Annotated in this window: 19 protein-coding genes and 1 pseudogene; 16 read left to right on the top strand and 4 right to left on the bottom strand. The window is 31.7% G+C overall.

Annotated elements, in window-relative coordinates; translation table 11 throughout:
* Positions 1 to 408 precede the first annotated feature (408 nt).
* The 6 genes and pseudogenes from P8K68_RS11165 (at position 409) to P8K68_RS11190 (ending at position 5,160) form a co-directional block, all read left to right on the top strand.
* Entirely contained in the window at positions 409 to 861 is a 453-nt protein-coding gene (locus P8K68_RS11165) for a cold-shock protein (protein WP_300250885.1), read from the top strand.
* 51 nt (positions 862 to 912) lie between these two features.
* Positions 913 to 1,827: pseudogene (locus P8K68_RS11170) on the top strand (EamA family transporter).
* A 16-nt stretch (positions 1,828 to 1,843) separates the two neighbouring features.
* Positions 1,844 to 2,656: a DMT family transporter gene (locus P8K68_RS11175; protein ID WP_300250888.1), complete on the top strand. Its 813-nt coding sequence runs from the start codon at positions 1,844 to 1,846 to the stop codon at positions 2,654 to 2,656.
* Between the two features lie 74 nt (positions 2,657 to 2,730).
* The gene (locus P8K68_RS11180; protein WP_300250891.1) at positions 2,731 to 3,780 is read left to right on the top strand and encodes a glycosyltransferase family 9 protein; all 1,050 of its coding nucleotides are present in this window, start codon (positions 2,731 to 2,733) and stop codon (positions 3,778 to 3,780) included.
* Positions 3,781 to 3,878: 98 nt separating this feature from the next.
* Positions 3,879 to 4,427, top strand: coding sequence for a DUF4251 domain-containing protein (locus P8K68_RS11185; RefSeq protein WP_300250894.1), 549 nt, complete (start codon positions 3,879 to 3,881; stop codon positions 4,425 to 4,427).
* Positions 4,428 to 4,545: 118 nt separating this feature from the next.
* Complete coding sequence (locus P8K68_RS11190; RefSeq protein ID WP_300250897.1) at positions 4,546 to 5,160, top strand: hypothetical protein; 615 nt, start codon at positions 4,546 to 4,548, stop codon at positions 5,158 to 5,160.
* A gap of 123 nt (positions 5,161 to 5,283) precedes the next feature.
* Here the strand turns inward: P8K68_RS11190 and P8K68_RS11195 are convergent, their stop codons facing one another.
* Complete coding sequence (locus P8K68_RS11195) at positions 5,284 to 6,024, bottom strand: acyl-CoA desaturase (protein ID WP_300250900.1); 741 nt, start codon at positions 6,022 to 6,024, stop codon at positions 5,284 to 5,286.
* 123 nt (positions 6,025 to 6,147) lie between these two features.
* On the bottom strand, positions 6,148 to 6,717 hold the full coding sequence (locus P8K68_RS11200) for a Crp/Fnr family transcriptional regulator (protein ID WP_300250903.1): 570 nt from the start codon (positions 6,715 to 6,717) through the stop codon (positions 6,148 to 6,150).
* 177 nt (positions 6,718 to 6,894) lie between these two features.
* On the opposite strand from P8K68_RS11200, the gene P8K68_RS11205 reads away from it, so the two are divergent.
* The 7 genes from P8K68_RS11205 to P8K68_RS11235 all read left to right on the top strand — a co-directional run bounded on the left by P8K68_RS11205 (position 6,895) and on the right by P8K68_RS11235 (position 15,073).
* A complete protein-coding gene (locus P8K68_RS11205; protein WP_300250905.1) occupies positions 6,895 to 7,143 on the top strand; it encodes a cold-shock protein in 249 nt (82 codons plus the stop codon).
* Positions 7,144 to 7,447: 304 nt separating this feature from the next.
* On the top strand, positions 7,448 to 8,788 hold the full coding sequence (locus P8K68_RS11210) for a DEAD/DEAH box helicase (RefSeq protein WP_300250908.1): 1,341 nt from the start codon (positions 7,448 to 7,450) through the stop codon (positions 8,786 to 8,788).
* 4 nt (positions 8,789 to 8,792) lie between these two features.
* Positions 8,793 to 10,106 (top strand): DEAD/DEAH box helicase, encoded by a 1,314-nt coding sequence (locus tag P8K68_RS11215; protein ID WP_300250910.1) that lies wholly within the window; start codon positions 8,793 to 8,795, stop codon positions 10,104 to 10,106.
* Positions 10,107 to 10,305: 199 nt separating this feature from the next.
* Entirely contained in the window at positions 10,306 to 11,505 is a 1,200-nt protein-coding gene (locus tag P8K68_RS11220; RefSeq protein WP_300250912.1) for an acyl-CoA dehydrogenase family protein, read from the top strand.
* A gap of 167 nt (positions 11,506 to 11,672) precedes the next feature.
* Complete coding sequence (locus P8K68_RS11225) at positions 11,673 to 12,365, top strand: protein-L-isoaspartate(D-aspartate) O-methyltransferase (protein ID WP_300250913.1); 693 nt, start codon at positions 11,673 to 11,675, stop codon at positions 12,363 to 12,365.
* A 163-nt stretch (positions 12,366 to 12,528) separates the two neighbouring features.
* On the top strand, positions 12,529 to 13,479 hold the full coding sequence (locus tag P8K68_RS11230) for a hypothetical protein (protein WP_300250915.1): 951 nt from the start codon (positions 12,529 to 12,531) through the stop codon (positions 13,477 to 13,479).
* A gap of 442 nt (positions 13,480 to 13,921) precedes the next feature.
* Positions 13,922 to 15,073 (top strand): hypothetical protein, encoded by a 1,152-nt coding sequence (locus tag P8K68_RS11235; RefSeq protein ID WP_300250917.1) that lies wholly within the window; start codon positions 13,922 to 13,924, stop codon positions 15,071 to 15,073.
* 316 nt (positions 15,074 to 15,389) lie between these two features.
* Here the strand turns inward: P8K68_RS11235 and P8K68_RS11240 are convergent, their stop codons facing one another.
* Both P8K68_RS11240 and P8K68_RS11245 read right to left on the bottom strand, forming a co-directional pair.
* On the bottom strand, positions 15,390 to 15,839 hold the full coding sequence (locus P8K68_RS11240; protein WP_300250919.1) for a hypothetical protein: 450 nt from the start codon (positions 15,837 to 15,839) through the stop codon (positions 15,390 to 15,392).
* 12 nt (positions 15,840 to 15,851) lie between these two features.
* A complete protein-coding gene (locus P8K68_RS11245) occupies positions 15,852 to 16,940 on the bottom strand; it encodes a hypothetical protein (RefSeq protein WP_300250922.1) in 1,089 nt (362 codons plus the stop codon).
* 150 nt (positions 16,941 to 17,090) lie between these two features.
* Here P8K68_RS11245 and P8K68_RS11250 point away from each other — a divergent pair, with 150 nt between their 5' ends.
* Genes P8K68_RS11250 through P8K68_RS11260 form a run of 3 tightly spaced genes read left to right on the top strand, consistent with a single transcriptional unit; the run spans position 17,091 to position 21,058 of the window.
* Positions 17,091 to 17,609 (top strand): RNA polymerase sigma factor, encoded by a 519-nt coding sequence (locus P8K68_RS11250; RefSeq protein ID WP_300250924.1) that lies wholly within the window; start codon positions 17,091 to 17,093, stop codon positions 17,607 to 17,609.
* Between the two features lie 55 nt (positions 17,610 to 17,664).
* Positions 17,665 to 18,570, top strand: coding sequence for a FecR family protein (locus P8K68_RS11255; protein ID WP_300250926.1), 906 nt, complete (start codon positions 17,665 to 17,667; stop codon positions 18,568 to 18,570).
* Positions 18,557 to 21,058: a TonB-dependent receptor plug domain-containing protein gene (locus P8K68_RS11260; RefSeq protein ID WP_300250928.1), complete on the top strand. Its 2,502-nt coding sequence runs from the start codon at positions 18,557 to 18,559 to the stop codon at positions 21,056 to 21,058. The genes P8K68_RS11255 and P8K68_RS11260 overlap by 14 nt, the downstream gene beginning before the upstream one ends.
* The last annotated feature ends 131 nt before the right edge of the window (positions 21,059 to 21,189 follow it).

A 21,189-nucleotide genomic window follows, 5' to 3' on the forward strand; every position in this document is an offset into this window, starting at 1 on the left:
CAACGGTTATTCAAACAGAAAGCAGAGGACTGATACGCACGATAGGGCTAACCTAGTTAGGGATATAGTTCACCTCTGTTTTCTTTTGAATAAATTTAAAAATTTATTTCAATTACAAACTAAAGGTTAGGGATTGCAGAGAAACATTTATGTTCATGAATTCTTTATTCTAAAAAGAAATGTATGAATAAAAGCCCACAGCGAATCCCGATAATTATTGGGAACGAGCGAGTACTTGTAACGAAAAGCCCGACCTTTGTGGTAACGCCTAAACACCTATTTTATATGTTATATATCTGATTATCTTGCTGAAAGGCTTTTAATGGCTTGATTATTATAGCATAATAAATATTAGGCGTATCTTTACTGCATATTAACCCAAAAAAGCAAGTAGCATATTTTTAAACTATGGCAAAATCGCAAGTTACATTTAACAAAATTGAAAAAGAGAAAAAACGCTTAAAAAAGAGACAGGATAAGCAAAAAAAGAAAGAGGCTCGTAAAGCCGAAGCTAAAGAAAACCCTCAGGGAATTCAGTTTGCTTATGTTGACTTTAATGGCAATTTAACAGATACACCGCCAGACCCTGCAATGCGCGAAAAGGTTGAGGCTGAAAGTATTGAACTTGGCATCCCAAAGAAAGAAGATAGAGAAGAGGAGGAGCCAGCAAACAAAGAAGGGAAAGTATCTTTCTTTGATCATTCTAAAGGTTTTGGTTTTATTTTAGATAGTATAAATCAAGAAAAATATTTTGTTCATGTTAGTGGTTTACTTGAAGATATTGAGGAAAATGATAAAGTAACTTATGAACTTGAACGCGGACAAAAAGGAATGAATGCTGTAAGAGTAAAAAAAATATAATATTTTTTCTGGTTTTTTATAACAAAATTTCACCATACAAAAAGGCTATATATGAGTGTATCGCGTAAAACGGTTCTTATCATTTTAGCCTTTTTTGCTATTTACGTTATTTGGGGGTCTACATACCTCTTGAATAAAATAGCAGTTTTGCAGTTGCAGCCTTTTTTTCTTTCCGCCTTAAGGTTTATTGTTGCTGGTATTATTATATTTATAATTGCTAAGTCATTAAGAGTAGATTTATCTATCACTAAAAAGCAATTAGCAAATTCTATAATTTCTGGTTTTTTGTTTTTAACTTTAGGCAACGGGCTTGCAGTTGTGGCTTTGCAATATATTGATAGTAGTTTTGCTGCTTTAGAGATTTCTGCTCAACCTTTAGTTGTACTTGTAATGATGCGTGTACTTTTCGGTAAACGCATTACAGCTATGTCTTATATTGGCGTCGTTTTAGGATTCATTGGAATCTTTCTTTTAGTGAGTCAGAAAGAAATTATAACTAAAGATGGTCAAGTTTTAGGCATGATTTTAATCTTTACTTGTATGTTAAGTTGGGCTTACGGCAGCATATTTGTTGGAAAAGCAGACTTGCCCTCTAATATTTTTGTGAATGCTGGCTACCAAATGCTTACAGGTGGTATTATGCTTGCTATTATTAGTTTAATACTAAATGAATCTTGGCTATTACCAAATATGTGGTAAACCGATGTACAGTGGTCTATGATGGGCTTAATTGTTTTTGGAAGCATCATAGCATTTACATCATTTAACTTCCTTTTAAAAGAAGTCTCCCCAGAAAAAGTAGCAACAAACACTTATGTTAATCCTATTATAGCCTTAATATTGGGTTGGTGGATTTTAGATGAACATATTACCTTGCAATCCATAATAGCTGCAGGAATACTGCTTACAGGTGTTTATTTTATAAATACAAAACGTATTTTAAAACCAAGAGGAATTGGGCGTTAAACAAGCCATAAAATTTATGCTAATAAGCACTTTTGCTTTTGCTTGCATGAATGCTATAGTTAAGCATTTAACGCATATAAATGCTTTTCAAATTGTATTTTTTAGATCTGTAAGTTCTTTATTTTTAACGTTTGGGTTTTTAGTAAAAAACAAAATCCCCATATTAGGTAACCATAGAAAGTTATTGATTTTAAGAGGTTTGGTAGGGGTAACGTCTATGACTTTGTTTTTTATGGCAACTAAGTATTTACCCATTGGTACCGCAGTATCTTTGCGCTACTTGGCTCCTATATTTGCTGCTGTTTTTGCAATATTTTTTCTTAAAGAAAAAATTAAACCTTTGCAGTGGCTATTCTTTAGCATGGCATTTGTTGGTGTTTTGATTTTAAAAGGTGTTGATAAAGAATTAGATAGCTATGGGTTATTATTAATTTTTATATCGGCCATCTTTAGCGGGTTGGTTTATATTGTTATTAGTAAAATAGGAAAAGGCGATCACCCTGTGGTTGTGGTAAATTACTTTATGGTTATTTCTACAATTTTAGGAGGTTTACTATCCATAAATAATTGGGTAAACCCACAGGGTATGGAATGGCTCATGCTCTGTGGATTAGGCTTCTTCGGATATTTTGGACAATTATACATGACTAAAGCCTTTCAAATAGCATCAACAAACCAAGTAGCTCCATTAAAATATTTAGAAGTTGTTTTTACACTGCTCTTAGGGACTTTACTCTTTAGTGAAGTGTATACACTTTTCAGTCTTTTGGGTATTGCTATGATTATTTTTGGATTAATTCTAAATGCATTATATAAAGGCAAAAAGTAAAAGAAACCAAGTGTTCTATTTTCTTGAATTGTAATTCGTAATTTTGCTCAGATTTATATTGAAAATAAAATTTAATGAAATTTAAATACAGAGTTAATAAATTAAGAAGACGCATTATGAGAAGTATTACCAAAAATATTGGTAGCTCATATTCTGAACCTAAAAAGGGTGATATTCAAATTTCAGATATAAAAAATATTTTAATTATCCGACCAAATCATCGGTTAGGAAATCAGTTATTATTAACACCTCTTGTTCAGGAAGTTATAAATACTTTTCCAGATTGTAAAATCGATTTATTTGTAAAAGGTGGTGTTGCGCATCCCGTTTTTGAAAACTACACGCATATTAATAAGATTATTAAGTTGCCTAGAAAACCTTTTGATAATTTATATGCGTATTCTAAAAGCTGGCTGTCCATAAAAAACAAAAACTATGATTTGGTTATCAATGCAGATAGAAATTCATCTTCAGGAAAACTGTTAACGCAATTAGCCAAAGCTAAAATTAAAGTTTTTGGTGATGTAGATAACACTATCAAAAGGGATTATAAAGACCATGAGCATATTTCTAAATATCCTATTTATAATTTAAGGCACTTTTTATCTAAATTAGGTTTTGATGTTAATACTTCTAAAGTACCCGTTTTAGATATTAAATTAAGTAAAAAAGAACTTTCTAACGGACAAAAGATATTAGAAGACATCATTAAGAATGATAAGAAAACTATTTGTATTTACACCAATGCTACGGGTAATAAATGCTATTCTGAAGCCTGGTGGGAAGCTGTTTATTCCAGGTTACTTAAAGAATATCCCAATTATAATATTATTGAAATGCTACCCATAGAGAATATCTCTAAAATCAATTTTAAAGCACCACATTTTTATAGTCAAGATATTCGAGAAATGGGAGCCATCATCCACAACACATGCATTTTTATATCTGCCGATAATGGTGTTATGCACTTAGCTAGTGCTTCATTAACACCTATTGTAGGTTTCTTTTCTAGAACTAACAAAAATACTTATGGGCCTTATGGAAACGGTAGTGTAGCTATTGATACTAATGAAACTGATATTGATGATTGGTTTCATGAGATTAATAGAATTCTAGTCTCCTAATTATTTGTCTTTTTATTTACAATCAACTATTTTTTAACACTTCTATATAATTATCCAATAAGATTATTTACTAATTTTATTACATAATCTTTTAATTTATGAAGGCATTTTATTTATATACAATAGTCTTTTTTTTATTATTTACATCTTGTAAATCGTTAAAAAACAATACTAAAGACACCCAAATTCGTGCTTTAAATGCTTTAGTTGAAAGCAAATATTATACTATCGAATCTAATTGGGCAAATCCTCAACTTACTAATGCTATGCAACAAGTTTTAAATTCAGGTATATTACAACCTGGAAATTCTGCAAATGCCATAAGTTTAATAGGCAATTCTAATTTCCTAACGATATCTGGAGATAGTATTTCATCACATTTACCTTATTTTGGTGAACGTCAAATGCATGTTGACTATGGAGGAGGAGATAGTGCTATACAACTAGAAGGTGTTTTGGAAGATTACACTACAAAAAAAGGCAAACACAATAGATATAACATTTCATTCGATGCAAAAAGCAAGTCAGAATACTTTACAGTAAATATTACATTATTTCCTAATTTAACAAGTCTTATACAAATTACGGGGAGCGGTAGGTTTCCAATTTCATATACAGGGCATGTTAAGTCACTCAAAAAGGAATAACCTTTTTTAAAAATGTTGCGTTTCATCTATTCATCGTGAAATTTTACAGTTCAATCGATTTTTTTGTTTAAAACGAACGCAGTCTATTAGTTTTGAGTAGATTAAAAAAACGTCCCAAATGAAAAATCTAACTACCCTACTAAGTCTTGTTTGTTTAATTATAAGCTTTAACATACTTCAAGCTCAGGAGACATCTGAGATTCCTGAAAATTTTAAAAAGAGGAGTCCTATTTATGATTATTCTGAAAAGAAACTGAATAATATAGATACCATTCCTGATTTTGCTTCTAAATCTCAAAAACTAAAAATTACAGGAACCATCTATGAAAATGATGGTAAAACACCTGCCAAAAATGTGATGCTATTTATTCATCATACCGATGAAAATGGAAATTTTGAATTAAAAAGACAAAACAAAAAACGTTACGTACATCACAGAGGCTGGGTAAAAACAGATGCTGATGGTAAATATACGTTTTACACTTTTGTACCAGGAAAATACATGTATAGTAATGAGCTGAAACAAATTCTTCCAATTGTTAAAGAACCTAATAAACCGGAGTATAAAATCGAAACTTTTCTTTTTGATGATGACCCTCAATTAACAGGTAAATGTCGAACTAAAGTTGAAAAAACTAATCCAAACAGGATTCTTAAATTAGATAAAAAAGAAGGATTATTTATTGCAAAAAGAGATATTATTCTTGGCCAGGAAGAAACTGCATCATATTAATAATAACCTTTTTTAACTTAAAAAAAATGGTTATAAATTTGGTTAACCATTTAGTTAGAAGTTTCTAAATTCAATATAATTCTAAAGGAATTCTGTTATAAATGATAACTGAATTAGTATGTATTACCCCTTTACTTTAATTGGTTTCAATTTAATAAAACCTAAAGCATCCAAAAGCCTTATTATTAAATAGGTGATATCGATTTCATACCATTTAACGCCAAAATTAGGGCTACTTGCAAACTTATGATGGTTATTATGATATCCTTCACCCATCATTAAAAAATCAAAACGGAAGATATTTTTACTTGTGTTTTTCATTTTAAAATTCACATAACCATAAATATGGCCAAACCAGTTTATAATAACACCATGAATAGGTGCCATTAAAAATGTAATTGGTAATAATAACCATTGCCACCAAGCAGTTGCGAAAAGTGCAAAAAATAAAACATAACCGGTAATCCAAAGTAATCTAGAAAAACGAGAACCAGCAAAACTGTCAAAGGTTTTCCATTGTGGTACATTTTTAGTAAAACGCTCGTCGATATCAATACGTTGTTTATTGATATCTTGATAAATCGTTTTTGTTTTCCACATCATCGCAAACATATTAGCATCATGAGAAGGCGAATGCGGGTCTTTTTCAGTATCTGTATATGCATGATGCATACGATGCATAATCCCATAACCATAAGCACTTAAATAACTCGAACCTTGGAAAATCCATGTCAGAATAAAAGTAATACGCTCCATAGTTTTCGACATCGTAAATACCTGATGTGCTGCATAACGATGCAAAAAGAAAGATTGAAAAAACAAGCCTCCATACCACAGTACTAAAACAAAAATAATGACTACCATAATCTTTTTTTACAAAGATAATGGCACATTTTATACAAAACAATGAACCTAAATCAATTAATACCTATTATAACAAATAACTTTTTGAGATAAATTGATAATTAATTTGAAGAATGTATGGCATTACAAGCGTTTTCTAATCCTACTTAAAGCTTGTGGAGTAACACCAATATAAGAACTAATATATTTTAATGGAATCACCTTTAAAAGCTCTGGACGCTCTTTAAATAGTTTCAGATAACGCTCTTCAGCATTAAGATTTAATAAATTTTGTTCTCGTTTAGACTTTAATAAAAATAGACGTTCTGCCGTTATTCTACCAACAAGATTTCCAATTTGAGTGGTTTTATAAACGTCCTGTAAATCTTCATAAGTTATACTTAAAATAGTTGTTTCTGTAAGCGCTTGTAATTCGTATGCAGAAGGTTTTTGAGTTAAAAAAGAATCATAAGCGCTAACAAACTGGTCTTTAAAACTAAAACCAAAAGTAATTTCTTTCTCCGGGATGTCATTAGGAATAAATAAGCGAACTACTCCAGATTCAATAAAAGAAATATGATTTTCTATAGCATTGAGTTTTAAAAATACGGCTTTTTTCGGAATTACACGACGCTGCAATTTAGACGTAAAAAACGTCCAATCCGAGTCTGATATAGTTGCTATTTGGTCTAAATACGCTTTTATTTGTTGCAAATCTTCTGGTTCTAAATTATTAAGCGTAAATATAAGGATTCATTCATCTACTAAAATGAAATTATAAAAGTAACCGTTATAATTCGTCGTCTTTTTTCACAAACCCTTTTTTTAACCTATTTTTGCCATATGAGTAACTAAAAATAATGTTTAAGTCGAATAAAAAAAATAGAAAAAATGATTAAAAATTTTATAAATAAATTATTTAACCGAAGTAAAGAAACGGATACGAAAACAGGAAAGGTTAAGTTTTTCAATTATAAAAAAGGATATGGATTTATAACTGTTAAAGATTCTAACGAAGAAATCTTTGTACATACAAAAAACATTATAGATAAAATAAGAGAAAAAGATCACGTAACATTTAAAATAGAAAAAAGCCCTAAAGGCCCAATTGCCACAAATGTTCGTGTTGTAAAAAAATAGGTCTTAAAAAACATATTACAAAACCATCTTAATAGGTGGTTTTTTTTATGATTAAACTTTAGTACCTAATAAAATAATTTAGGAGTTATCACCAGGGCAGTTTTAAAGTTTATCCTTTTTAAAGCACAAGTATTTCAAGCCTTAGATCTTAAAAACCTGTCTTGTTTTTTCTATTATTATCAAAACATTTTTATTAAAATTTAAAAGTATCATAAAGCATATTTTTAATGTTCAAAAAAAGTAATTCATGGTTATTAAATCCTTCGACTAAAGGTTAATACTTACCTTTGTGAAAATTATTTTTATGTCAAAAAAATTTTCCGATTTAGGAATTAATGAGCAGTTAGAAAAAGGTTTAGCAGATTTAAAAATTTCTATTCCAACCGATATTCAAGAAAAAACAATTCCTATTGTTCTAAACCAAAAGGAAGATGTGGTTGTTTTAGCAAAAACAGGAACAGGGAAAACTGCTACTTTTGGATTGCCTTTACTCCAGTTAATAGATATAGAAGAGACTAATATTCAACTTTTAATATTAGCACCAACAAGAGAATTAGGACACCAGATTTATAACAATTTGGAGGCTTTCTCTAAGTATATTACAAACATATCTATAGCATCGGTATGCGGCGGTATTCCCATAAAACCTCAAATAGAACGTTTAAAAAGCACAACACATGTTGTTGTGGCAACTCCAGGACGTTTAGTAGATTTAATAAAACGGGGAGCTATCAGTATTAAGAACATTAAGTTTTTAGTTTTAGATGAAGCTGATGAAATGGTAAGTGCCTTGAAAGAAGACGTTGATAGTATAATAAAAGATATTCCAAAATCTAGAAGAACCTTATTATTTACAGCTACCATGCCAGGGGCTATAAAACAGCTGGTACAAAATTACATGTCCAAACATGTGGTGCATATTGAAGCAGATATGACAACGGTTGGGCATCAAGGTATCGACCACCAATATGTCGTTGTAGAACCTATTGAAAAACTAGAGGTACTACTTCATTTTTTAAACTCTAAAGAAGGGCAACGTGGTATAATATTCTGTAAAACAAAAGCTGCTGTAAATAAATTAGCAAAAAAATTAGCCATAAATAAGTTTTCTTCTGGAGCCATTCATGGGAGTTTAACACAAGGGATTCGCGACCGTATTATGGAGCAATTTAGAGCAGGTTATATTGACATTTTAATAGCTACAGATTTGGCAGCTCGAGGTCTTGATGTTAAAGACATCTCATATGTTGTTAATTATCATTTACCAGATACTTATGAAGCTTATGTGCATAGAAGCGGACGAACAGCTAGAGCTGGAGCAAAGGGACTTTCATTAAGTGTGATTCAAAAAGAAGAAATTGAAGATATTCCTGAGTTTGAAAACGAATTAGGCATTACTTTTAATGCGTTTTTAAAAGCTGATGCACAAAGTATTGAGGAAAATAATGGTTTAATATGGGCGAAAAAAATATTCAAAACAAAGCCTAATCGCAACGTTTCAGAAGACTTTAAATCCAAGATAAAAACCATATTTCATCATCTAACAAAAGAGGAGTTAGTTGATAAAATATTAGCCAATTACTTAGCAGAATCAGGTACAATTATTCCAAAACCTGAAGAGTCAAAAAAGACTAAAAAGAAATAGAATTATGGCAAATAGTATTAAAAATCAACAGGATATTTTAGAAAAATTAAATATTCAAGCCTTAAATTCGATGCAAGAGGAAGCCATTCCTGTAATTGAAGAAACAACAAATACCATTCTATTATCACCTACAGGAACTGGAAAAACCTTGGCATTTTCATTACCATTATTAAAAGTATTAAACCCAGAATCTACAGAGGTTCAAGCATTAATATTGGTGCCTTCAAGAGAATTAGCCATTCAAATAGAGCAAGTTATTCGTTCTATGGGTTCTGGTTATAAGGTAAATGCAGTTTATGGCGGCAGACCGATGTCTAAGGATAAAATTGAAATTAAACATAATCCTGCTATTTTAATAGGTACACCTGGTAGAATTTTAGATCATTTTAATAGCAATCGCTTTTCTAAATCAAGTATTAAAACACTAATATTAGATGAGTTTGATAAATCATTAGAAGATGGTTTTGAGGAAGAAATGAAAGCGATTATAGGTCAATTACCCGCTATAAATAAACGCGTTTTAACATCTGCAACTCAAGGTGTTAAAGTACCCGGTTTTGTAAGGTTAGATAAGCCAACCACGATTAATTATTTAAAACAACAAGTAGCATCCAAATTAGCCATTAAAACAGTAGTATCTCCAGATAAGAATAAACTAATAACCCTATTAAAGTTAATAGAACATATTGGTAATGAGCAAGGTATTATTTTCTGTAATTTAAGAGATAGTATCGATGTTGTTAGTAATTTTTTAAAGCGACATAAAATTAGTCATGGGTGTTTTTCTGGTGGTATAGAACAAAAAGAGAGGGAACGTGCCTTAATTACTTTTAGAAATGGAACCTCTCAAGTGTTATTAGCTACAGATTTAGCCGCAAGAGGCATCGATATTCCAGAAATGAATTACATTATTCATTATGAATTACCACGACATGAGGAAGAATTTATTCATAGAAATGGCAGAACTGCTAGAATGAATGCCAAAGGCACCGCTTATATCGTGAAGTGGAAAGACCAACTTTTACCAGATTTTATTAAAAATGTAAAAGGTATTAATATAGATACAAAAGCACCCTATAAGCCACAATACTGGGAAACATTATTTATTTCTGGCGGGCGAAAAGATAAAATTTCCAAAGGTGATATCGCGGGATTATTTTTCAAAAAAGGTGGTATTAATAAAGAGGAATTAGGCACTATTGAGTTAAAACAAGATTGTGCTTTTGTGGCTATACCACTAACTTTAGCTGATGAATTAGTAGGAAAACTGAATAATTCACGCTTAAAAAAGAAGAAGATTCGGGTTACTATTTTATAATAAAATAACGTATAGTTGAGTAGCAAAACTTAGGGTCAAGTAAAACACTAGAAACATTTTACTATCAAGTAATTAGACTACTTATTTAACAGGTTTTCAATGCTTTTTTAGAACTGATAATTATGGAAATATTAGTTAGTTTTTTTATACCTTAGAACATACTTTAAGTATTAATGAATTTTATAAAAAATCAGCTTATATGTTACAACATGTTTTGTTAGAACGCGATATTTACGCATCAGAAGAACATAAGATGATGCGCGATATGATTCAGGATTTCATTAAGAATGAAATTTTAGATCATATAGAAACATGGGAGAAAAACGGTATGGTTTCCCGAGACATCTGGAAACGTGCTGGAGCATTAGGTTTGTTATGTATTGATATACCGGAACACTATGGTGGTAGTGGTTTAGATTTTAGTTTTAGTGCCTTATTTATTGAAGAGCTGGCAAAAGAAGGTATTACTGGCCCGGGCTTTTCATTACATTCAGATATTATTGCTCCATATCTTTTAAAATATGGTACAGAAGCTCAAAAGGAAACATATCTACCTATAATGGCCTCCGGAAAATTGATTACATCTCTTGGTATGACTGAGCCAAACTGTGGTAGTGATCTAAAAGCTATCAAAACAAACGCAGTAGATAAAGGTGACCATTATTTAGTTAATGGACAAAAAACCTTTATAACAAATGGATATATGAGTGATATGTCTATAGTAGCAGTAAAAACTAATGTGGGGACAAAAAAAGAAGGTGTATCCTTATTAATAATTGAAAGTACTTCTGAAGGTTTTGAAAAAGGCCTTCCTTTTAAGAAAATAGGTATGAAAGCCCAAGATACTTGCGAATTATTTTTTGATAATGTAAAAGTTCCAAAAGAAAATTTATTAGGAGAAGAAGGCTTAGGGTTCAAAATTATGATGACAGAATTAGCTAGAGAGCGCTTAACAGTAGCGCTTCAGGCTATTGGTGGGGCAGAAGGCGCTATTGAAAAAACAATCGCATATACCTCTACAAGAACCGCTTTTAATCAACCCATTGCAGGATTCCAAAATACACAATTTAAATTAGCCGAATGTGCAACACAATTACAAGTACATCAAGCTTTTTTAGATCGCTGTACACGGTTATTATCAAATCATGAGCTCACTGCTGAAAGCGCTTCTATGGCGAAATATTCAGCAACAGAAATGCACAGTAAAGTCGTAGATGAATGCTTGCAGTTATTTGGTGGTTATGGTTATATGTGGGATTACCCCATTGCTCGTATGTACGCCGATAATAGGGTAGCCAGAATTTATGCTGGAACCAATGAAATCATGAAATTATTAATTGCTCGTGGGTTGTTTAAAGAATTGTTTCAAGAAATGAAGGCAAATAAAAAACATAATTAAATGTCTATGCCATCTTACAACTAGCTTTTTTTTTGATGCTAGCGTCCCGCAACTTCATCTTAAATAATTGTGCTTATTAATGATATTTATCATTGCATACTTTAAAAACTTACACCAAATTAGTTGTTTACATCATTGGAGAATATTAAGCACAACGTGTACTTACTATGTCTAAAATTTCAGTCATCATATTAATTGCTTTTTTAATGGAGACCACAAACGGACAAGAATCCTATAAAGCCCAAAGGGAGCTAATGGTTAATACACAATTAATAGCTAGAGACATTCATGATGTATCAACCCTAAATGCAATGCGCCGCGTTAAAAGGCATGAGTTCGTACCAGAAGTTATGAAGGCTCATGCCTATGAAGATAGACCTTTAGCAATAGGCAATAAACAGACTATTTCCCAACCCTATATTGTGGCTTATATGACTCAGGAACTTAAACTAAAACCTGACTATCGGGTTCTTGAAATTGGAACAGGTTCCGGATATCAAGCTGCAGTATTAGCAACTATTGTAGATTCTGTATATACCATAGAGATTGTTGAACCTTTGGGTATTACCGCTAGAAAACTATTAAAACAGTTGGGTTATAAAAATATTGAAGTCAGGCTAGGAGATGGGTATCACGGATGGCCTGACAAAGCACCTTTTGATGCCATTATTGTAACCGCAGGTGTTAAGGAAATTCCACCTGATTTATTAGATCAACTGGCAGAAGGTGGTAGGATGATTATTCCTGTGGGACAAAATCTGTTTCATAGAAACCTCATTCTAGCCACCAAGAAAAATGGAGAAATAAAGACACAGAAACTAATTGGAGTTGCCTTTGTCCCTTTTACAAGGAAGAAGTAATATAGTGCTTCTGTAATGTTAATGTAAACCACCTGTTTGCAAGATTCATAAATTCCCTAAAAAAAGCTTTTTGTACATTAAAGTATACACATCTCGTTACAAAATTCATCAAAAAATCATGTATCTTTAAGGTTCATTTTTAAGTTAAAAACACATTCGATCTATGAAGAACCTCACACTTATATCCTACATGCTTGTATTACTGTTTTTTGGTTGCAATGAGGTTAATCCTAAGGGCGAAAAAGAAGTGCGTAATTTTGTAAGGCAATGGAACAATGCCCACACGCAAATAAAATCACCATACCTTGAACGCTACTATATGGATGTTGTAACCTATTACGAAAAAGAGCGCACCAGAGGCCAAGTGCAGCAAGATAAAAATTTGCTATTTCAACAATTCCCAGATTATACACAACGTATTTTAAATGACGAATTAGTCATTACCAAAGAAGCAGGAAGTTATTTAGTGAAGTTCACTAAACACGTTAACTACAATGGCATTGAAGCAGATTACACCTCGAATCTTTCAGTGATAACTAAAAATGGAACTTTAAAAATACTACGAGAAGGCGTTACTAGTAATGCTAAAGATTTAGATGCTCCCATTTTTCCCTATGGTCGCGAGAGAAATCCTATCATCTCTAATAACAGGCCACTGTATGGCGATTTTAATGGCGACGGTCTATCAGACTATGCTTCTGTAATCGCTCCAGAAATAATCACCACTAATAGTACAGATGCTCGAAGCACTGATGTGGTGCAATGCAAAGGTGCATGCAACAGCGAAATCATATTTAGTAATAAAAACCTAAAAGCCATCACCATCAAAGGGGCGTACAAATCACAATTAGAAAATCTTAAAGACCTCAATAACGATGGCGCAGACGAGATTGGTTTTTGGGATATAAAACCCACAACTAAGAGCCTCTATGTTTTTAATGCTTTAAATGGCAGTTTACTTTGCGAGCCTGTTGTAATAAATACCACCGTCCATAAAAATCTGAAACTTATTGATGTTTTTAAAAAAACGGGGCCCAATAAAATTACCATAACATACAGCGCAAAAGTTAATGGAAAATGGGTCTTACAAAACGAAGTGATTACGTTAGACTAAGTGAAAAAATGATTCGAAAATTTCTTCTAAATTGAGTAAAAATGCCTATTCACTAATTTTTTAAACTGAACTGTTTTTACCGATTATAATCTATCTCGAACTTGATTTGGGGAAACTTGGGCTTTGGTAAAACCATAAATCTATTATTTAATTAACTTTATTTGTTATTCTCAAATGTTTCTCTACCATGTATGGAAGTGACGCAGGAGGTTCATGAGCACCCCTAAAACAATAAAAAACCTACAAATGAATATTCTATTTACGATATTCAACTTGTGCGATGAATAAATACCTATTTAATATAATAGACCAGCAAAGAATCAACGATAATATGAGCGAGGTGGGATTTAAGTGGACTTAATATACATTTATTTTTTCATGACTAATATCATAAAAAAAGGTATCATCTTTTACTAATTTTAGCTAATTCAAAACTTAAATTATGAAAAATTCAAACCAATCATTCATTCGCGCTATCTATTATAATGTATTTATTCTTGGTTTTTTATTTGTATTTACGGCCTGTAATAATAACCCTTCAAAAGATAAAACCAGTAAAACTGAATCAGATGATATTGTAAAAGTTGAGGAGATTTTTTGGAATGTTAAAGCTATCCATCCCAATGGAAAAAGTTTAGATGTTAAAGTCTTTGATAATGCAGGAAAATCTTTCGACGTAAAGGCCATTCAAAACTCCGATCAAGATAACTTATTAGATGTAAAAGCGTTTATAGATGGTGAGAAACTACCCGTTAAGATATTAGTGAGTAAAAGTCAATTTGCTCCTGTTGTAGCTATTACTAATAAAGGTAATGCATACAAAATTAAAGCAATAACTCCAGAAGGTGAACAAATAGAGGTTATAGGAGTTATTCGATTTGGTAATGTTGTTATTATGAAAGCCCTTACTAAAAAGGGTAAGTTCTATGGTGTAAAAGCAATTTCACCTACAGGACAGCTTAATGATGTTAAAGGCATAAAAATTAATCCACAAGAGCGAGAAATGACCTCAAGAGGTCTAAACATTTATGCACATGTTAAAGCCATGCATCCATCTGATAATGAAGATGACTTTAGAATGCCAAAAAGAAATATTACAAAAGACATATATCAAAGTAATTTTAAAAGAATTATTTGGAATATTAAGGCGGTTACTAAGGATGGTAAAAATCTAGATGTAAAAGCTTTTGATGCTGAGGGCAATACGTTTGATGTAAAAGCAACACAAGACTCTAGACAACATAGTTTTATGAATATTAAGGCCTTTGTAGACGGGGCAGAATTACCAGTAAAAATAATGCAGAGTACAGACGAATATGCACCTGTTAAGGCTATTGGATCAGACGGAACTATTTACGATGTTAAAGCGTTAACTGATGATAATGTAAAACTAGATGTAAAAGGTATCAGTCGTTCAGGCAATATAATTCATGTTAAAGCTATAAATGAAAATGGGGAGTTTTTAGGTGTTAAAGCTTTTGCTCCAGACGGAAAACTTAATGTCGTAAAAGGTATGAAGATTTTTGAAAGAGAAATAGAGATGAAAATACAAGGAAATCCAGTATATGCGCATTTAAAAGCTATTACTCAATAATCAGTTCGAGTTGTGTAAGAAATTTTTAAAACAATTAAAACAAAGCCACGATAACCTCGTAAAATTTATAATATCATTTATTAATAGCCGGTTTTTAATCAGAAATAAAAGATTAACTTATATTATGTATTACTAAGTATTGGATAATTATTAGCCAAATTTCTATTTGATAATTTGAAGTTCATGAATGCTTCGCCTAAAAATAACTATAATATAAAGAAGCCAGCGGTAATTTTACCACTGGCTTCTTCTATTAATTATCTATTTGAGAGAAAAAAAATGAATTTTTTAAGTTACTTTTGAGGGTTCATGTACATTAATTTCTCTCAAAAGTTAGCACATCTGTATCTGCATTTCCACCACTGACATCAATAAGGTTAATGATGGTGTCAGAATAACTTACAATGTCCCAATCGTCATTTAAATCCTCAAAATTATCTGTATCTGGTACTGGAAAAAAGAGGTTAAATTCTACATCACTATCATCGCTCGTAATAGACCAAGTACCATTGTAGGTTGTTGTGCCGTTTGTTGCAGTAACGGTTCCATTTGCCGAAAAGGTAAAATCGTATCCATTAAAATCGCTGGTTTCATCCTCATCAGAGTCAACTAAATTTGTAACTCTCCATGTTCCTGTCTCAGCTGTACTTTCTAATTGTTGAATGTCAATAGTATTTTTTGGACTATCGTCATCGTTTGATGAACAGGAGATTATTATTGAAAGGCTTAAAACCAATGCTACAAAGTATAAAAAAGATTTTTTCATAATTCCTAGTTATTAAAAACAGTTATCGTTTACAAATTCTAATTCATCATCATCACCAATCTCGAAACTTACTTCTGCTTCATTGTCATCGTCGTCAGACTCTACTTCAATTTCTTGTAAATTCCAAGTATCATTAATATCATCAAATCCGGGTATATTAAAAGTTACGGTAATGTTGTTGCCTGTTCCTTCAATTGACCATGTTCCACTTGCTTCCTCGTTGCCCCAAGTTACTGTTACGTTACCATCATCAGAAAAATTAAACAGATAACCACTAAAATTATCTTCTAAATCATTATCATTTCGTTCTAATTCGTCAATGTGCCAACCATCGCAAGCTGTTAAAACAGACTCTAATTGATTTGGACTACAATCATTACAATCATCATCATTATAATCGTAATCGTCGTCTTCATCACAATCGTCTTCATACTCATCAATAGCATCTTCAAGATCATCAAAATTATTTACCACAAATTCATTGCCATCAGCTAAAGTCAAGCTTATTGGAAAATCAAACCCTACAAGATCATCTTCATCAAGATCATCAATAAACTCATAAAGATCGGAGTCGTTATTAAAAGTAATGGTTGAAATAACTTCATTATTCGTATTAAATACAGAAGCGGCAATGGGATATACGAAATCTATACATTCAATATCGTCATCATCTTTATCTTCGTCATTACAATCATCTGCATAATCTTCTAACTCATTTAAACTGTTAATTTGTATTTCAGTATAGTCTGAAAGGATTATAGTTACAGGAAAATCAATATCAATATAATCATCGTCATCATCAAACTCATCTAATATGTCTTCAAGGTCATCGTAATCTGTAATATCTGTGATTGTTATAGAAACGCCATTGATGGTTGCCATAATTGGAAGTTGAATGGTGAAACAATTAGCGTTATATACGATATTGTCTACAGAACCATCATTTTTGGCGACGTTACGCATTTGTACTGCCAAATTTGTATTTACAAGTAAGACAGTTTCGGAAGGTGCATCAATAGAAAGATCATCCTCTGTTCTGCATGATGTAGTTGTGAGCAATAACGTTATTGCCAAAAATAGAATTGATTTAATAGTTTTCATAATTATTTTATTTTTTATGTTTACAAGGGTGAACAGTTTTAAAAGAATTAAAATGGCCCCTTTATACTTATAACAACTCGATATCTAAATGTCCCAAAAAAAATTATTTTTTTTATATCTTTCCAGTCTTAATATAAGAAAAACCAATCATTGGCTAAATTATTACATAAAGATGTATGCGATAAATTACGCTTTTCAAAACTCTATGAAAAGTATGCCCAAAGTTTAAGTAATATTTTATATTATAAATATGGTGATTTATTAAATCCATCAGATAAAGTACAAGATGCCTTTATTAAATTATGGGAAAATTGTGCAAAGGTAGCCCCAGAAGCTGCCAAATCATTCCTATACACCACAGCCAACAATATGATGCTTAATGAAGTGAAACATCAAAATGTAGTTTTAAAACATCAAAAAGTAAAGCCAAAGGAATATACCAATGAGTCACCTGAGTTTGTCTTACGTAAAAAAGAATTTTTAAAACGCTATGAAACAGTTTTGTCAAATTTAAAAGAAGAAGAACGCACAGCTTTTTTATTGAGTAAGGTGGATGGAAAAACCCATAAAGAAATTGCTCAAATTTTAGGAGTTACCAAAAAAGTGGCTGAACATAGAATTTATGCAGCTTTTAAACAGTTGAAAGCAGAACTTGAAGAATTTAATTAAAAATAAGTTTGGGATAATTTAAAACTTAGTTGTTTTATTAATATAACAGATTGTTATGGACAGAGAAGATTTAATAAAAAAATGGTTGGATAATGATTTAACCGAAAAAGAAGCCCAAGTTTTTGAAGCCCTTAAGCATGCCAACTTATATAAAGAAATTATTGATGAAGCTAAGCGATTTGACGGATCTTTGAATGCCAAAGTGAAACCTTTTAAAACTCTAGAAAACAAATTAGAAAACAAAACGTCTCCCTCACTTAATTGGTTAAATACAGCTATGAAAATTGCAGCTATTTTAGTAGTTGGTATTGCTGTATTTACTTTATTTGGTAAAGATAAGGTTAACAGTTTTCAAACTGAATTTGCTCAAAATGAAACCATTACATTACCTGATAACTCCCTTGTAAAATTAAATGAAGCCTCTCAACTCGAGTACAATGAATCTAAATGGGATAAAAAAAGAGCCTTAACTCTTAAAGGTGAAGCTTTTTTTGATGTAGAAAAAGGGCAACGTTTTGATGTAAGTACCGATTTTGGTAAAGTTAGTGTTTTAGGAACAGAATTTAATGTGATTTCTAGAGATAACATCTTTAAAGTTTCTTGTTTTGAAGGTCTTGTTCAAGTAGATTATAACAATGAAAGTATTCAACTTCCTGCAGGTACTGAGTTTATATTAAAGTCTGGTCAAGGTAAAAAAACTACAATTGCTATTTCAGAGCCCTATTGGCTTAAAGATATGAGTGTTTTTAAAAATACTCCTATCCACATGGTATTAAAAGATATTGAAGCCCAATTTAATGTTACCATTACTAAACAGTTTGATGAGGTTGACCTAAACTTTACCGGAGCATTTGAACACAAAGACCTTGAAAATGCATTAAAATCTGTAACACAGCCCCTTAATTTAAAATATGATATTAAAACAAATAAAGTGGTTGTAATCAAGCATGCACAGAACTAAACATCTTTTACTTTTCTTTATTCTGGCATTCAATTTCTGTTGGATTCAAAGTCAAAATAATAATCAACAAGTAGCGCTCATTTCAGTACTCGATGAGATCACCACTTTACATCATGTTACTTTTAATTATAAAGGTGGACTTCTCAAAGATATTAGTGTTTTGCCTGTTTCTAAAAATTTGAGTTTAGCGGTTAAACTTAAAAACCTAGAACGCCAAACCAACTTGCTTTTTACAAAAATTAGTGATGTGGTTATTAGCATTACCGAAGTCATTACCATTTGTGGCTATCTAAAAGACGTCTCTAAAAACCCGTTATCAGGCGCTACTATTCATGGCACTACAGGTTATTTTATAAGTGAAGACTCTGGTTATTTTGAAATAAAGGTCACTTCTTTAGAAGCCATGCTTAAAATCCAGTTTATAGGTTTTAAAACCATAGAACGTAAAGCTCAATTTTTTAATTTAGACTCATGTGAATCTATCGTTATGATCGAAGAACATCAAATCATCAGTCCCATAATAATAAACGGTTATCTTGTTTCTGGTATCGATAAAAGACAAGATGGGAGCACCTTAATTGATTACGGTAAATTTAGTCTCTTACCTGGACTTATTGAATCTGATGTACTACAAACTGTACAAGCTTTACCAAGCGTTTTAAGTATTGATGAAACCGTTTCTAACATTAATATTAGAGGTGGTTCTCACGACCAAAACCTCATTCTTTGGGATGGCATTAAAATGTATCAATCTGGCCATTTTTTCGGACTTATTTCAAGTTTCAACCCATTAATTACTAAAACCGCCAACGTTATAAACAACGGAACTGATGCGGCATTTAGTGATGGTGTTTCAGGATCAATACTCATGCAATCCGATACTGATTTACAATCGAAACTTAAAGGGTCTTTAGGTATCAATCTATTAAATGCAGATGCCTTTGTGGATGTGCCGGTAGGAGAGAAGTCATCCCTTCAAATCGCTGGAAGAAAATCGTTAGACGACATTTATAGAACACCTACTTATAAAAGTTATTTTAATCGTGTTACTCAAAACACAGAAGCGCAATCTAACGTTTCTGAAGTGAGTAATTCTAATCAAGTTTTCGATTTTTATGATACGTCATTCCGATGGATATACAAACCAACAGATAAGGATGTTATTCGTTTAAACTTCATACTCATCAATACTAATTTAACTTTTGACGAAACCGCGGTAGTAAATAGCAATTTAGAAACCCGAGAGAGTCGTGTATCTCAAAAAAGTATTGCTGCAGGATTGGACTACCGAAAGGATTGGAATGACAACTTTAACACCGCTATAAATATTTACAATACAGATTACAAACTGCAAGCCATTAATGCTAATATTCTTGCTAATCAGCGCTTTTTGCAAGAAAATGTGGTTTCTGAAACAGCTATTAAACTAGACAATACGTTTCAATACAGTTTATGGGATTTTAACTTGGGCTATAACTTTGTGGAGACAGAAGTTGTGAATTTAAACGATATTGATGTACCCCTATTTGTAAGAAGAGACTCTGAAGTTCTTAGAGAACACGCAGTTTTTGGTCAGACGCGTTATGAAACTGCAAATAAAAATTTCTCGATAAAATCTGGAGTTCGAGTGAATTATATTAATAAGTTTAACGAGCTTATAGTAGAGCCACGTTTAAGTATCCGTAAAACTGTAGGTTCTCATTTTGAAGTTGAAGCTTTAGGCGAATTTAAACATCAAAATATATCACAGATCGTCAATTTTCAAAATGATTTTTTAGGAATTGAAAAAAGGAGATGGCAGCAAACGGATAATGATAGCATACCCATATTAAAAAGTAAACAAGCCTCCTTAGGTTTTCTTTATAAAAATAAAGGCTGGCTGGTTGACGCTAAAGCATACCTTAAAACGGTAGATGGCATTACAACTCAAAGTCAAAGTTTCACAACCAAATATGAACTTGAACGTGCAAAAGGCAGTTATGATGCTTATGGTGTAGAATTATTACTTAGAAAAAAAATAAAAAATCTTAGTAGCTGGTTAAGTTATGCCTATATGAATAACAATTATACCTTTGAAACACTTGAAGAGACTCAATTTCCAAGTAATTTCGATATTACGCATTCCATAACTTTTGGTAGCACGTTTAGTAATAAAAACTTGAAACTTTCAGCTGGTGTTAATTACAGAACAGGCAAACCAACTTCTATACCGTTAATGGGTAATGAAGTTGCTAATAATATTGTTAATTTTGATGTTGCAAACAATCAACGACTACTAGATTACCTTCGTATTGATGCTTCTGTTCTTTATAAATTTTATATTAGTAATACGTTTCGTTCTGAAATTGGGGCATCGGTTTGGAACCTTTCTAATAGAGTCAATCCAATTAACAATTACTTTAGGATTGATAATAACGATAATACGTTACAATTTTCTAGGTTTTCACTCGGTCGCACTTCAAACGCTGTATTTCGTATCTACTTTTAATGGTTTTTATTTTTATTTCGCGTTTGCCGGTTCGTTGGGTTTTCCATTAAGACTGATAAGCATCATTTTTTTTGGTCGTAAAATCAACTAGTTTTGATTCTATGCAACACACACAATTCCTAAAATTAGTT

The organism is Algibacter sp. (genome assembly GCF_029245835.1).
Taxonomy (GTDB): Bacteria; Bacteroidota; Bacteroidia; order Flavobacteriales; family Flavobacteriaceae; genus Algibacter_B.